Source organism: Photobacterium sagamiensis, assembly GCF_050337085.1.
Classification (GTDB): Bacteria; Pseudomonadota; Gammaproteobacteria; order Enterobacterales; family Vibrionaceae; genus Photobacterium; species Photobacterium sagamiensis.
Map to the genome: position 1 here is coordinate 1 of NZ_JAKJSP010000059.1, position 14,284 is coordinate 14,284.

Annotated in this window: 12 protein-coding genes and 1 pseudogene; 7 read left to right on the forward strand and 6 right to left on the reverse strand. The window is 43.0% G+C overall.

The window, feature by feature from the left end; translation table 11 throughout:
* The first annotated feature begins 569 nt into the window (after nt 1-569).
* Nucleotides 570-800 (forward strand): DUF2789 domain-containing protein, encoded by a 231-nt coding sequence (locus tag L4D76_RS23480; RefSeq protein ID WP_107285008.1) that lies wholly within the window; start codon nt 570-572, stop codon nt 798-800.
* Nucleotides 801-836: 36 nt separating this feature from the next.
* Nucleotides 837-1,106, forward strand: coding sequence for a hypothetical protein (locus L4D76_RS23485; RefSeq protein ID WP_428443292.1), 270 nt, complete (start codon nt 837-839; stop codon nt 1,104-1,106).
* Between the two features lie 341 nt (nt 1,107-1,447).
* Here L4D76_RS23485 and L4D76_RS23490 read toward each other — a convergent pair.
* The 4 genes and pseudogenes from L4D76_RS23490 to rbsK form a co-directional block, all read right to left on the reverse strand.
* Nucleotides 1,448-1,783: pseudogene (locus tag L4D76_RS23490) on the reverse strand (DUF2310 family Zn-ribbon-containing protein); the annotation flags it as partial.
* Between the two features lie 505 nt (nt 1,784-2,288).
* Nucleotides 2,289-3,299 (reverse strand): aldose 1-epimerase family protein, encoded by a 1,011-nt coding sequence (locus L4D76_RS23495; protein ID WP_428443293.1) that lies wholly within the window; start codon nt 3,297-3,299, stop codon nt 2,289-2,291.
* Between the two features lie 53 nt (nt 3,300-3,352).
* Nucleotides 3,353-4,669: an L-fucose:H+ symporter permease gene (gene fucP / locus L4D76_RS23500; RefSeq protein ID WP_428443294.1), complete on the reverse strand. Its 1,317-nt coding sequence runs from the start codon at nt 4,667-4,669 to the stop codon at nt 3,353-3,355.
* A 32-nt stretch (nt 4,670-4,701) separates the two neighbouring features.
* Nucleotides 4,702-5,628 carry a ribokinase gene (rbsK, locus tag L4D76_RS23505; protein WP_428443295.1) on the reverse strand — a complete coding sequence of 309 codons (927 nt, stop codon included), beginning with the start codon at nt 5,626-5,628 and terminating at the stop codon, nt 4,702-4,704.
* 182 nt (nt 5,629-5,810) lie between these two features.
* Here rbsK and deoC point away from each other — a divergent pair, with 182 nt between their 5' ends.
* Together deoC and L4D76_RS23515 are read left to right on the forward strand one after the other, a co-directional pair.
* Nucleotides 5,811-6,470: a deoxyribose-phosphate aldolase gene (gene deoC, locus L4D76_RS23510; RefSeq protein ID WP_428443296.1), complete on the forward strand. Its 660-nt coding sequence runs from the start codon at nt 5,811-5,813 to the stop codon at nt 6,468-6,470.
* Nucleotides 6,471-6,521: 51 nt separating this feature from the next.
* Nucleotides 6,522-7,283, forward strand: a complete 762-nt coding sequence (locus tag L4D76_RS23515) for a DeoR family transcriptional regulator (RefSeq protein ID WP_428443297.1) — start codon at nt 6,522-6,524, stop codon at nt 7,281-7,283.
* Between the two features lie 357 nt (nt 7,284-7,640).
* Here L4D76_RS23515 and L4D76_RS23520 read toward each other — a convergent pair whose 3' ends face one another.
* Nucleotides 7,641-8,414 (reverse strand): Zn-ribbon-containing protein, encoded by a 774-nt coding sequence (locus L4D76_RS23520; RefSeq protein WP_428443298.1) that lies wholly within the window; start codon nt 8,412-8,414, stop codon nt 7,641-7,643.
* Between the two features lie 3 nt (nt 8,415-8,417).
* Entirely contained in the window at nt 8,418-8,984 is a 567-nt protein-coding gene (syd, locus tag L4D76_RS23525) for a SecY-interacting protein (RefSeq protein WP_428443299.1), read from the reverse strand.
* 63 nt (nt 8,985-9,047) lie between these two features.
* Here syd and queF point away from each other — a divergent pair, with 63 nt between their 5' ends.
* The 3 genes from queF to L4D76_RS23540 all read left to right on the forward strand — a co-directional run bounded on the left by queF (nt 9,048) and on the right by L4D76_RS23540 (nt 13,986).
* A complete protein-coding gene (gene queF / locus L4D76_RS23530; RefSeq protein WP_428443300.1) occupies nt 9,048-9,893 on the forward strand; it encodes an NADPH-dependent 7-cyano-7-deazaguanine reductase QueF in 846 nt (281 codons plus the stop codon).
* Nucleotides 9,894-10,009: 116 nt separating this feature from the next.
* A complete protein-coding gene (locus L4D76_RS23535; protein WP_428443301.1) occupies nt 10,010-12,289 on the forward strand; it encodes a tetratricopeptide repeat protein in 2,280 nt (759 codons plus the stop codon).
* A 137-nt stretch (nt 12,290-12,426) separates the two neighbouring features.
* On the forward strand, nt 12,427-13,986 hold the full coding sequence (locus tag L4D76_RS23540) for a GGDEF domain-containing protein (protein WP_428443302.1): 1,560 nt from the start codon (nt 12,427-12,429) through the stop codon (nt 13,984-13,986).
* Nucleotides 13,987-14,284 lie beyond the last annotated feature (298 nt).

Here is a 14,284-nt window from a genome sequence, read left to right on the forward strand (position 1 = left end):
CTTTATGCCTCTATCCTAGAGGTGTCCCTGACTTCATCCTGAAGTGGTCCATTTGTCTTCCTGACCAGTAAGTATCCTACTTACTATTAACCAATCCTTCGGTTGTTCCCTTCACAGTCCATGTTCGATACATCATCCTGACATACCGGCCTCATCCTGAGACTGCCATAATCCTTGGCTATTTCCTGTTCCGTTCCGGTCAGTTCCTTCCGACACCAATAAGATTACCCTTTTTCCGATTCTGAACAAGGTAGGAAAATCGCCTTTCTGATAAACAGTTAAGAAAAAAGAATGCACGAAAAGCACAAGTTACTGATAATAAACAAGTAATCTATTTCACTTACCATAATGACCACCAATCAAGCCGAGTATCTCCTACGCCTTTGTAAGAGATCTCTTACAAGAGCGGCAGACATCAGGTCGACTTGTTGCTTGAATCCAGCCTCACTATACTTATCTAGAACCACTATTCACTCAAATGGCTGCCGTAACAAAAGCCAATGAATTCTCGCTGAACTCTGCAGCTTGAGGTGGTTTGGGTATAATATTAATTTGCTGAGGGAATAATAATGGAAACATTCAATCACAATTTATCAAGTCTTTTCAGTCAACTAGGGTTAAACAACTCAAAAGAATTTATTGAAAACTTCCTCACAGAACACCGTCTTGAACAACACGAAAAATTAATTGAAGCCAATTTTTTACAACCATCTCAGCAACGTTTTTTAAAAGAATCCCAGGAACAGGATGCAGACTGGTGTGAAGTCATTGATCAACTCGATGCTTTGCTACGAAAATAGCCCATATACATGTAGCCCACAGGGATCCAGGATAAAATGTCAGACATCACCCAAGCATTAGAACAGGTTATTACGTCACTTATCGCAGAAGGCAAAGAGCCCTCTGTCGCCTTAATCAAATCAAGACTGGCTGAGCCGCTGCCAATGCCTGTGATTATTAAAGCGCTGCAAGCATGGAAGAAAAATGCCAAAGTCCCGAATATTCAAAAAACAGAGCCGACACTCAATACCGAAGCGCGCATCAAACAGCTTGAACAGCAAGTCGCCGAACTAACCACCCGACTAGCGCGTTTAGAGAACAATTAAAACAAGGGCACTGAAAGGTGCCCCCTCTGTATAGCTGATGTTATCTAGCACCTAAACACAATGAAAATGATTGATTGCAACGGTCAAAGTCCGTCATCCCAGAAACCGCCAAACACTGAACTTGCTGGCTTTCTCAAAACTCATCAGGCGGTTATCAGGGATCCATCATGCACGGAAGGTTCAGTGGACTGTGGATCCCCGATAATCGCTACTGTAAATCCAATCGATAATGAAAAGATCAACATTAAGCGATTTCGAGGATGACGACTGTTTAGCTTCATCGATAAAGAATTAATATGCTCAATCAATCATAATTAATGAGTCAAGGTACTAGGTTGATATTATTGCAAGTCCCACAACAGGTTAGAGACAATTCGGCAGTCATCACATTTGAACTGGAAGATACCATATAGAGGTTCATCCAACCGCCAGTCGCCGCCCACCTGATATTGATAATAATACGTCGGTATTTTCATGATGTATTCGATACGGCCACGAAGATCCCAGCCTCGGCAGAACAGAGCGCTGTCAGCATCATAGACTTCATGCAAGATCGCATGTTCAGCCTTGCAACCACAACCCATTAAAATTTCATCACAGGCTTGCCACTCGATGGTGTGATTTTGTTGCGAATCATGCGTACTGATTTGCCTCAACTCTGGCAAATTTATGATCGAAGACTTCCAATAATGAGCGTTGCTATCAAGTGGCTTTTGCCCCTTTCCCACTTAGGGTATTGCTCACTCACATCCTGTTCATCTTGATTTTCAATACTTGAACTAATGTAGTGATGGTGATCGTTCGTGGCAGGCAGCTAGCTAGCTAACTAACTAGCTCAGTAACTCCCAATAACGAGCGTTGCGTAAAATTCTAGGTACTCTTTCTTGCTATAGCTCTTTGCTCGCTATCAGCAAAAGCGTGTGTCGATGCCTAAGTCGATTTCGTCCCCATATCAAGTTACAAGCAAGTTTCAGTATCACCAAGTAATTATGAGATTGAGATACATTTTAAGAATGCCGAACATCTTAGAATTAAGCGACTACCTCTAATCCCCGGAGGCCAAATTCACTATAACAATACAAAACGAACCGGTCGCGTTGGTTGGCCAATGCTATGGGATGGATGGTTCAAGTTACAAACCATCCTTGAAGGTTACCTGTTGATAAATTTTTTCTACATTATTTAGAGGACACCAGTTTCCACGGTAAAAGTCCGAACCCCTCCAGTTTCTAACACAATCAAACTGCCAGACTCTTTTGCAGCAAGATATCCTTCAGGCCTGCATGTCGCAGGTAACACATAGGCTCCCACCTTCTGATCCCCATTGTACAGAATCCAACGGGTGGCGAAGTTGAACTCAGATGAGTTGAATTTAGTGATTAACACCCTGCCATCTTCAAGTTCCATTTTAAATTCAAGATTCTCTGAGTATTTGCTCAAATCATCCATGAAATATACAATTTCAGGGTCATAAAATTCAGGTGTGTTGAGACAATTTATCGGAGTCGATGATTGCTTTAACGTCTGATTAAAATCAAGCCAACTTGGTGTTGGTTTAACATGTGCTGGAATGGATTCACGTAGCTGAATTGCGCGGTTAGGTATGTTTTGCGAGAGTGTCGCATTTTCAAAATATGCGGTGTTCATGTGGCACATATATTGTAGTGGCATTGGCACGCTGGCTAAGTTCTTAACCGTCATACAAATTTTAAAAAGTGATGAGTCCTGCGCCAAAGCCACACTTGGAGATGCTAAGTAATGGTCACCAAACCCCATTACATATTCATACTCTCCTTTAACAGACACTTTATCCCCATCAATTTCCAACCACGCTTTATCCATTGCGGCACAGGGCATTTCGCCATGGAGTGGGTGATCATCTTGTGGTGATGGGCAACCATTTCTAATTATTCCGGAGTGGAAAGCAAAGCATCCGTAAGTTTCAATAATGGTATTTTTAGCTTTGGGTTCGCTAAACATGTTCTCCATGCACATATCGATACCTTTGAAACGAGCATCCCAAATCATTTGTCCGACATAAGGTAAGACGATTAGGTAGCCTTGAGAGTTCTCAACTTTTAGGGCCTCCACGCCAGAGTTATATTTAAAAGCCGAAACTTTTACTCCATTTGTATCCAGCAGCATCTTTGTTTCACGAGTGAATAATTCTTTATAAAGCGGAAAATAAATCATTTGTGGAATCTCCAATTAGTAGCACCAAAGCGGTAACTTTGGTGCTTCTTTATTTAGTTTGTTACTGGTTCTGGGTTCGCTTCTTTTTTAACGGATAGCTCACCATAGAAATAAACACCCACGTATACAAAGCACAACATAGATACTAGGAAAGACATCTGCATACCAACTAAGTCAGCAATATAACCTTGGATAGCAGGAACAACCGCAGCGCCGACGATAGCCATAACAATCACAGCACCAGCGGTTTCGGTATATTCGTTATCAACCGTTTCCAAAGTGCCAGCATAAATGGTGGCCCAGCATGGTCCAAACAATACGCTGACAGCTACGGCAACATAAACTGCACTGAAGTCGCCGACTAAAGAAACATAAGCTAAGAATGCGGCTCCAATAATAGAGTAAGCAACCAGAACTTTATCTGGGGAGAATTTGGTCATCAGGATGTTTGCGACAAACTTACCGATAAAGAAGCAAACGAAGCTATATACCATAAAGTTCGATGCACCTCTTTCATTCATATCACTGAGTTCAAGTGCCAGTCGAATAGTGAAAGACCAAACCGCAACTTGCATGCCAACATATAGAAATTGAGCTACGATACCTTTCTTAAATCTTTTGTTAGTTGAAAGGTATTTAAGTGTTTCGCCAATTGAAGGTGCTTTCGTACCGGCTTTAGTTTGAACCTTACATTGTGGGTAGCTTGTCATTACAAAAAGGAACATCACCGCCAATAGAACAAATATGATGTAACGATAAGGTTCAAGCGTGTGCTGTAGCATCTCTAGCTTAAATGCATGAATTTGCTCTGGATTCATTAGAGCCATTTGTGCTTCTAAACTCGCACCGTCTTGGAAAATGAGATATTTACCTAAAAGAATGCCCGCAATAGCACCAATAGGGTAGAACGTCTGGCTAATATTTAGTCGAAGTGTTGCCAATTGACGAGGGCCGATCATAGAACTATATGTATTTGCAGCCGTTTCCAAAAAGCTCAAACCTATAGCTATGGCGAAAATAGCAGCCAAGAATATGGTATAAGTGGCCATGGTTGATGCTGGGAAGAACATCATACATCCACCAATATAAAGCGTGAGACCCGTAAGAATTGCAAATTTATACGAGGCTTTTTTAATGACTAAAGAAGCTGGAATGGCAATTAAAAAATAACCACCATAAAATGCACTTTGAACAAGTGCACTTGCAAAGTTACTTAATTCAAAGACCGTTTTAAATTGAGTGATTAATATATCATTCAGTGATGCTGCGCATCCCCAAAGCGGAAATAAACATGACAATAAAATAAATTGGAATATTGGTGTTTTATTGAGGTAGCCATCAGCTTCCTGTTGTGTATTATTCTTTATCATAATGTAATCCTTTCATTAGTAGGTAAACAGTATTACAAGATATATTTCTTCTGGAATTCATCAAATTGTTCGATACTTGGATAAGATGCCTGAGTGCCTTTTCCGGTCACACTGAAGCCAGCAAATACAGATGCCATTCCCATAGATAATTTAATGTTATTGGTTTTTGAATAGTAATGAGCAAAGCAGCCGATAAACGCATCTCCGGCTCCACTCGTGTCTTGGGATTTCACTTTCACTGGCTGAACTACATCAATGTCGCCCATGTTGTTCATCCAAAGTGAACCTTTCTCACCCATTGTCACGATCAGATTTTTCAAACCCTTGCGAAGAAGTATTTTTGCCGCGGCTTTAATGTTATCTAGAGTATCAACCGGCATGCCAACCAAAATTTCAAGTTCAGTTTCATTTGGAATAAAGAAATCACACTTACAGGCATACTCTAAATCTAGGTCCGGCAAGGCTGGGGCTGGGTTTAATAAAACGGGAATATTATGTTTATTTGCAAAATCAATTGCGTAATAAACGGTTTCTGTCGGGATTTCTAGCTGAAGTATTATCAAATTACACATTTTCAAAACTTCTGATGCTTTATCGATATCCGCTGGCAGCAAGAAGTCGTTTGCACCTTTGATGATCAAAATGCTATTTGAAGACGATGGGTTAACAAAGATTGGAGCAACTCCACTCGATGTTTGTGGCACTTTTTCTACATGGCGAGTATTAATGCCATACGATTGAAAGTTACGAATTGTGTTATCAGCAAACAAGTCATCACCGACCTTACTGACCATTGTTACGTTAGAACCCAATTTTGCGGCTGCGACAGCCTGATTTGCTCCTTTGCCACCACAACCCATTTTGAATGACGGCGCCGCAAGAGTTTCTCCTTCTTTTGGCATTCTGTCTGTGTAGGTGATCAAATCAACCATATTGGAACCAATTACTGCAATCGACATACTAGCCTCCTAATTAACGTTCGATGTTATGAAAGTAACATTAACATTGAAGTTGATGATGTTTTGTGACGTTATCGACATTAAAAGAATGCCGACCCCCTTCACAATCAGTGTTGAGGTGCGATTCATTGGGTGTTAGGATTCTAACATTGCGGCATTGTTAAACATTGAAGGAGCTAGAAATGAATAACATGATCGACCACACGTTGTTGCTATCAACAGCGACGACAAGTGATATTGAAACATTGTGTAAAGAAGCTGTAGAAAGCCATTTTTTTTCTGTTTGCGTGAACCCATGTCATGTTAAGGCAGCGTATCAAGCACTAGAAAATACGTCTGTTAAGGTATGTACAGTGATAGGATTCCCACTTGGCGCTAACACAACAAACACAAAGGAATTGGAGACCAAAGATGCGATTGCTAACGGAGCGTCAGAAATTGATATGGTCGTTAACATTGGTCACGTACTTGAGCATTCATATACGAAAGTGGAAGAAGAAATAACTGCGATCAAAGAAGCATGTACGCCTTATTTACTTAAGGTTATCTTTGAAACATGCTTACTGACCGATGAAGAGATAGAAACACTCTGCCGTATATGTAAAAAGATTGGTGTTGACTTCGTTAAAACGTCGACAGGGTTTTCTAATGGAGGCGCTACAGTTAAAGCTGTGTCGTTGATGCGTAAAACTGTTGGTAAGGAGATAGGTGTAAAGGCGTCTGGTGGAGTGAGAACGAAAGAACTTGCTGATGCCATGATTGAAGCAGGCGCTAACCGAATTGGCACAAGTGCCGGTGTGGCTATTGTCAACGGAACAGAACTAACTGGAAAAGAGTATTAGATGTTTGATATTATTCGCCCAATTGGTTTTGGGCGAATGTAAAGGAATAATATGGTTACAAAGCAGCTAGAGCGCCTAAGACGCATTGAAGCATTACTCGCTCACTCAGATCGAATCCACCTCAAAGAGGTTTCTAGAACGCTTGAAGTCTCGGAAATGACGGTGAGACGAGACCTAAACTCTGACGCTGGTAAACAAACTCCGCTCGACTATTACGGCGGCTATATAACATTAAAGACAAAAGTTCAGTACGAGCATAACCACCGGCCTCTGCAAGAATTTTCAAACGATGAAAATCAGTTAATTTCATCACTGGCATCCTCTATTGTTGAGGATGGTGATTTTGTGTTTTTTGATGATGGTAAAGAAATCCCTGATATTGTCTCCTCCATTTCAGAACAACTAACTTTCACTGGTGTTTGTCACTCACTACAAACATTCCTAGCTCTCAGAAATAAGCCAAACTGCAAAGCCATCCTTATCGGCGGAGCATATGATCCAACAACTGATTGCTTTGTCGTTGCTTCAGGCGATCCCTTTGAGAAATACGTTTTTAATAAAGCTTTCATCTCCGCATTAGGGATTGATAAAGAATTTGGCGCGACATGCAATCACATTAACAATGCAATTATAAAATCAGCGGTAATACGTAAATCAGTAAAAAAATATTTAGTAGTGGGCACAAGAGCTATAGGCGCGATTAAACCAGCTCAAATAGGCAACCTTCAGGACTTTGACTTTCTTGTCACCAACGATGAGATACCCAAAGATATAATAACAGCTTGCAAGCAAGCCAATCTGAGAATCTTGTAGCCAATCCGAAAAAAGCCTCGAAAGATGAGGCTTTTTACCATTATTATATAAATAACTATAGCTTGATAACACACTAATACTAAAAACGGCGGCACTGCTTGAAGAGTCTCCAGTTTCACATATCAAAACCTGCTTGAGTGTTACTCGTACGCTCGCTAATTCCCGATTGCGAGTGTTTCACCGTGTACGACTATGACAGTGGTAATGCAGTGGCATTAGGTGATTCGGGATACTTCTCTTTATCCGAAATGCCCGAGTTAAAGCATAAGCTCTAACGCGGTTTTGTTCCAAAGCTCTTCAGAGCAGCTATCAATAAAATCTATCGATAGCCACCTGTTTTACTGCTGTCGAGAATGTTTAATCCTTAAAATCCCACGACAGGTTAGTCACCAAACGGCATTCGTCGCATTTAAAATCAAATATCTCATGCAATGGCTCGTCCAGTGCCCAATTACCTCCGCAAACAGGGCAGACACGTGCTTGCTCTGATTCTTTACTTTCACCACCAACGCGATAGATATACAGGTAGGTAGGGATATCACTTACCACCTCCATACGGCGACATAAATCCCAACCTCGGCGAAACAGAGTGCTTTTACTGGAGCTGATTTCAAGCAACGTAGGGTGCTCAACCACTGAAGCATTCATTTGGAGTTGATCACAAGCGCTCCAGTCCTCCTGCCATTTGATCAATTGCTTCTGATCGCCATTTTCGAGTGAAGGTAACCGATATAGAGGTACAGGCTGGAAATGTTCACCACAGCGGATCGGTGAGCAGGTATGCAAGTGACTGGTGTATAAAATCTGCCAACTGGGCTTTTCACATTCATCACTGGGATCAGAATTCATATCTTCACCGATAACTTTCACTTTCGGTCGTAATAATCCAGATTTGCTTAGCTGGTCGAAAGCCAGTTTAACCTGAGGGCTATGGAAGTCAGGATGAAGACTGTTCGCCTCAGGGCAAACAACTCTGGCAACAAAATTGCCACCGTCCATCGCTATTGGGAGTTCACGACCAATAATTTGACCGCTGTAACGCAGGCAGTCCAAACAATAGTTGATCGCTTTTTCAACGGCCCCCAGAGAGGTGTCACAATAAACCTCAAAATCCAGTTCAGTTATATACATGGATCAGGCCTCTTTTACCACGGGCTCTAACTGACGCAGAAAGCTTGCGACATCTTCCGCCAGAACCTCAGGTATATTTTTGCCCAAGGTCTCCAATACCACCTGGCCGGTCATATTACAGATAGCGATGACTTTATCTTCTTTTTCTAATGCGCCGATAAATACGGTCGGTTTGAGTTTCAGGCGACGCTGGGTCACTAAGTGGCCAAGAATATTTTCCTGCAAACGCTGCACATCTTCATTACTGAATGCCTGAAGCAAGTCAAACTCTATATCGTGACCTTCCCCTTGGAACCTGGCAGTCATATCACCGCTAAACTGCGCACCGTAAAAAGCGGTAATATCCTCATGCAGACACAGCTCAATCCCTTTTTCTACCCCGGCAAGATCCCCCATCGGATTTCGGGCAACCGGAGTCCAGGTCACTTCGTAGCCATCATCGACCTTTACACATGGTGAGACCAAGCCGACCAAGTCACCACTTCGTGGAAAACCTTGACCGGCATCACACCATGCTTGCAAAAAACGGGTGGAAAATTCAGATAAAGCGACCGCAACCGGATGATTCATTCGCAACCTCACAAAAGATTAAGTAAACTTTGCCTATTCTAATCCAAGTGTGTCCAGGACAGTATGAGCAAATATCAAGACGCGAAAGAATTAGCCGGTTTAACCCTAGGTCAGGGTACGGAATACAAAGACCAGTATGATCCCTCTCTTCTTCAGCCTGTACCACGCAGCCTGAATCGTGATGATCTGGCACTTGGCGAAACATTGCCATTTACTGGTTATGACATCTGGACACTCTATGAGCTTTCATGGTTAAACAGCAAAGGCCTACCCCAGGTTGCCATTGGTGAAGTTCGCCTACCGGCCAGCAGCCCGAACCTGATTGAATCGAAGTCATTCAAGCTATATCTAAACAGCTTCAACCAAACTAAATTTGCAAGCTGGCAGGAAGTGGCTGATGCGCTTCAGAAAGATTTAACCCAGTGTGCCGATGAAGATGTCGATGTCACTATTCAACCTTTAGCCGATTTTGATGACCAGCCGATTGTCAATTTCAGTGGCGAATGTATCGATGATCAAGATATTGAAATTACCGATTATGAATTTGATGCCAGCTACCTTGAGGGTGCGGCTGAAGAAGAGGTTGTGACCGAGGAGCTAAATAGCCACCTTCTTAAGTCCAACTGTCTGATCACCAGCCAGCCCGACTGGGGCAGCGTAAAGATCTCATATAAAGGCAAGCGTATTAATCGCGAAAAACTGCTGCGCTATCTGGTTTCTTTCCGCAACCACAATGAATTCCACGAGCAATGCGTTGAGCGTATTTTTACGGATATCATGAAGTTCTGCCAGCCAGAATTACTGACCGTTTATGCACGTTATACCCGTCGTGGCGGATTAGATATCAACCCATACCGTACCAATCAAGGCAAAACGCCAAGCGATAACTTCCGCTTAGCTCGTCAGTAATTACCAGACGACGGGATTTGAGGCAATAAGTCCAGCAAAAACGTGTACTTTGCTGGACTTGATTCCCCAACCCAGTAATATTAGACCACTGTGTTTATTGTGGTTTAAGAGATAGTATGAGTTTTCGCCGTTGGCTGCTAAGTATAATAATTATCCTGATTGCTTCCTTTAGCGCGAATGCAAAAATCTATACTACGCCAATTCTGACTGACGCTAGTGAGCTATTACAAACCAGCCCGGAAAAATCTCTGGAAGCCGTCAATCGTTATTTAAGCCAACGTCGCTTAAGTGAGCCAAAAGAACCGTCGCGCGTTCATGTTAATGACGAAACCGACCATACGATTCGCACTCCCCTCAATACAATCAATGCGCTGCAGATCAAAGCGCAGGCATACTCGCTGTTAAACCAGCCAGAAAAAGCCATCAGTACCATTAAGTCAGCGGAAGCGTTGGCCACCAACAATGGGCTCACCTATACCATTTTTGAAACACGCCTTCTTCATGCCAAAATGTACTGGGACAACCTGAAAAACAGCGCCATTGCCCTCAACATGTTGGATCTGGTTGATAACGATATCAGTCAGTCGCAGCCGCTTAAACTCACCAAACAGATTAAAGTGCTGCAATATCAATCGTCGATGCAGCGTGCCGTCATCGAATCCGCTCTTGATAATAATGACCAGGCCGAAAAACTGTTTGCTCAAGCCAAACGTTTTTTGAATGATCTGGACGATCAGGAAGAGCTGATCACTTATCAACTCACGATAGGCCATCACTACCTGCAACAGAAGCACTACGATTTAGCGTTAGACCGCCTGCTTAGTGGTTACTGGCTGGCTGTAGAGAGCGAAAACAAAGCAAAAATAGCGCTCGCAAACTACGAGCTTGCAATGTTATTTGAACAGCGCAATGTCTTTGATAAAGCGTTGGAGCACGCCACCCAGGCGGGTGAATTTTTCGAGCATTTCCAACACACTCAGCCTCTGGCCAAAACATTAGCGCTTATTGCTTCCATCTATGAACAACAAAATCGTTACAACCTTGCTTTGGTGCATTATTTCAATGCATTAGATCAGGAGAATAAACTGCGGCATAATATTCGTTCAGCCCGCCTGCGACTGAGTATAGCCCGGGTCTATCTGCATCTATACAACTACCCGAAAGCAGAGCAGTATCTTCTGCAAGCCCGTCAACTTACTCAGCAAGCAGGCAATGAAACCATCCAGGCCGAAATCCAAATCCTGCAAGGCAAGCTTGAATTAGCCGAAGGTCGGCTCGAAGAGGCCATTTCAACGCTGCAAGCAGGTCTGATTTCAGCCAGTCGCACAGGACAACGGGAACTTCAGCTGCAAGGAGAGTCTATTCTTTCTGAGGCCTTCGAAAAACAGCATGACTACTACAATGCCTTGTTAAGCCAGCGACGATATGAGCAGCTTTTTGCCAGCCAGCAAGAAAGCCAGACCAAAAGTCATGTTGAGGTATTCAAGCAACAGCAACGGATGCTGGAGCGTTCTTTGCAGCTTGAAGAAATGGAACGTCAGCAATTTGAAAATGAAAAATCGATATACAAACAAAAAATAGTAAGTCTGTTTTTACTCAGCTTAATTGCGTTACTGATCATTTTTCTAATCCGCCGCCACCGGATAGTTAAGCAACTGCAAAAAAGACTGGGGGTTTTACGTACTGAATTCTATACCCACACTCGTAGTGGGTTACGCAACCTGCGGATGCTCAATGCACGCCTGTCAAATTCGCTGCAACAGAGCAGTGCTAACTTTGAACAATGGCATTTAGGTGAAATTATTAATGAGCCGCTGAGTGATCGCCTGCGATTTGCGTTATTTGAAGTCCCTTTTTTGAAGCACCTTTACCTGCAATACGGCTACCAGCACGGATTAGAAGTCGAGCGTCAATTTGGTGATTATCTGAAAGAGCAGGTCTGCAAGCCGGCACGTCTCTACCACTTTTCAGACGCGATGTTCCTGTATATAGAGCCTAACTCGCGCTTAAATACAGAGCCAAAACAGTTAGCGGATTCAATCCAGCAACTGGTCGATAACTTCCTGATTGAACGCCAACTCGATTCACGAGTTCGCATCGGTATGGCCGAATACCCCTTTTTGCCTCGTGCTTACACTGCCATCAATGATCAGGAGCTGATTGATATCCTGCTGATGGCCGCTAACGCTGCACGTCTTAACAGCCAGGTTGAGCAAGGTAGCCAATGGGTACACCTGAGTGCAATTGATGCCGCGCCGGCAGCGAGTTTCGCATGTGATAATATTCGTAAAGCCTGTATTCAGGGCATTGATAACGGACTGGTCAAAGTGCAGAGCTCATCGGCAAAAGAATTCAACTGGAACAATGATCACGATTCAGACAAAAATGTCATTTAAACTAATAGAGTTATCTATCATCACGCCGATAACAGCTAAACGGCAAGCTCGTTTTTTGTTAACATGAACCGAATACGCCTGAGTAAATGACTAATTAAAAAGGTTAATATTATGTTTTTGGGTAATTAATAAACAAAGTGAATGATATTAATGCCGTTGCTTCGGAAGTGAGTAAATTGAAGCAGCGCTTAGACCAAGCTCAATTGTCTTATCGCGATGCTTCGCTGAAGTCTCGCCGTGAGATTGTGATATTAAAACGCTTGATCACTCGTTTATCTGTCGCTTGTCGCGGACTGGACAATGAGCTTGACACTAAGCTGACTGAACTTCGCACTGAGCTCGACCAACCCAAAGACATCAGTAAACTCATTCCTCGCCTGGCTATTATTGAACGCTTAGTTACCCGGCAAGCCGGATTCACTGAAAAAGAAAACCATCGTCTCGAACAGCAGATCCACCAGAGTGGTGAAACGCTAAAACGGGTTCACGGTTTACCGGCTCAGCTGAAACGCGAACTGCGCAATATTCTCAGTGCAAAGTCTGACAGCCTCGCTCACAACCACCAACGTATTCTGCGCTTGCTGGAATTGTATGAGCGCTCTCTGAAGCTGATATCAACATCCAATGATAATCTGGTTCTTAAAGACACCCTAGATCATGATTTGCAGCTTCAGCTGACCAATGAACTACAGCATTTGATCACCGAGCTGGATTTTGACGGCGAATCCGGTGATAAACTGCTGACCATCCGTAACCGCTTATTGATCGGTGTACCACCACAGACATTGATTGAGTTGTCTCTGGAAGTCTTGCGCCTGGTACTTAATGGCACCCACCAGGAACGTCGTTCATCACAGAAATTCTTAGATTCGGTGAACAGCGATCTGGCGACACTGCAAAAAACCACCAATCAAAATGTTGGCCAGACATCCGCCTTATACGAACATCACGGCGAACTCACCACGGAACTGGCGACCGTCGTCAATACCGTCAAACAAGGCCTGCAAGATCAAAAAAACCTGGAAAACTGGCGCCCGACATTAAACGATCTGACGAAAGAGTTACAGACTCTGGTCGATCGCAACCGCGCGCTGGAAAAACGAGAAAAGATGCTGATTGAGCAGCTCAGTTATAACGAGAATAAAGTCACCACCTTGTTTGAGCAAACTCTGGATTACCGTCAGCGCCTCAATGATCAGGAACGTAAAATGTTTCTTGATCACCTGACCAAAGTCTATAACCGCGCAGCACTGAATGATCGCCTTGAACATGAGTATCGTCGCTGGCTCCGCTATCAGCATCCGTTATGCGTTGCATTGATAGATCTCGATGATTTCAAGGACATAAATGACAGTTACGGCCATTTGGCCGGTGATAAAGCATTAAAGATCATCGCCCGCACTATCCATCAGTGTCTGGAAGAAACCGACTTCATCGCCCGTTTTGACGGCGATGAATTTGTCGTGATCATGCCTGATGTTAATGAGGAGGAAAGGGTTAAACGTCTTAACAAGGTCCGCGAGTCGATTTCCCAATTGCCTTTCCGCTTCCGGGATCAGAATGTCACTATTTCAATATCGATTGGTGCCACCTTATTTGAAGGTAACGATACGCCAACCGATATCATTGAGCGTACTGAAAAAGCCCTCTACAGTGCTAAAAGTGCCGGCCGTAACCGCATGATCTGGATTTCATAACCGTAATACCAATTGGGATAAAACTAATTATCACTGATATCTGGTCAAATCCTTTATCCCTGTGTATGGTGAAAGTAACAGATTGATTGTTAACAGTCTGATAATAACCTTTATACCTATTTGATACTTATATCCATTGGTATTATATCTTCAGCAGACTCCTGCCACCGTCCAACTTGCCGCTATTTCGTTCTGGAGCAGATAGAAAGTACGCTATTACTGACAAAAAAATATAAGTATAAATGGCACTTTTAATAATGGTATTAGACATATAAGCAACACACTGAGTACAAATGCC